Below are 1061 nucleotides of genomic sequence, written 5' to 3'. Positions count from 1 at the left end.
GGCCGGGGCGCACGCCCGCGCTGCCGCCGCCCGAGGTGAGCGCGCCCGTCCCGCCGGACACCCCGATCACGGCGATCGAGGCGTCCCGGCCGGTCAGCGGCAGGATCCCGGCCGTGCTCTTCAGCAGCACGCTGCCCTGGACGGCGGCTTGCCGCGCCACCGCGACGTGCTCGGGCGTGGTGACGACGGCGTCGATCGCCGGCCGCTGCGGCCGGTCGAACAGCCCGGCGCGGAACATCGCCGTGGTGATCCGCCGGACCTTGTCGTCGATCGCGCTCTGCGGGACCCGTCCGTCGGCGACGGCCTCCGTCAGCGGTGTGCCGAAGTACTTCGCGTCGGGCATCTCCAGATCGAGGCCACCGAGGGCCGACCCGACGGTCGAGTGGGTGCCCCACCAGTCGGAGGTGACGAAGCCCCGGAAGCCCAGCTCCTGCTTGAGGAACGCGTTCTGCAACGCGCCGTTCTCACACGCCTGGACCCGGTTGACGAGGTTGTAGGAGCACATCACCGAGTCGACGCCCGCGCCGACGGCGGCTTCGAACGCGGGCGCGTAGATCTCCCGGATCGCCCGCTCGGAGACGAGCGCGTCGTCGGCTCGGTTGAACCGGTTGGTCTCCTGGTTGTAGACCATGAAGTGTTTGACCTGGGCCATCGGGCCTTCACCGCGGATGCCGCCGATCGTCGCCACGCCGAGTTCGGCGGCGAGCAGCGGATCCTCGCCGAACGATTCGAAGGCCCGGCCCCAGCGCGGGTCGCGGACGATGTTGACGGTCGGCCCGAGCTCGACGTTCGCGCCCTTGGCCCACTGTTCGGCGCCGAGCACCTGCCCGTACCGGCGCATCAGCTCCGGATCCCAGGACGCCGCCCCCGCGACGGGTGCCGCGAGCTGGGTCACCCCGGTGAGGCCCTGCCCGACCCCGGCCGGTCCGTCGTGCAGCCGCAGCGGCGGGATCCCGAGCCGGTCGTTGCCGTCGACGCAGCCAACGAACCCGCAGTCAGCGCCGCCGTGCAGCAGCGCCAGCTTCTCCGGCGGGGTCATCGCGTCGCGCAGGTTCTGGAAG

1 protein-coding gene is annotated in these 1061 nt (G+C 72.5%); it reads right to left on the bottom strand.

Annotation, left to right across the window (positions count from 1 at the left end; genetic code table 11):
- Positions 1–1061: glycoside hydrolase family 3 protein (locus ACYVE7_RS34525; protein ID WP_460370838.1), on the bottom strand; the 1061-nt coding region annotated here is incomplete at both ends.

It is taken from the genome of Actinocorallia lasiicapitis, assembly GCF_054778695.1.
Note: the sequence above shows the minus strand (reverse complement) of the source record. Positions and strands in the feature narration are given on the sequence as shown.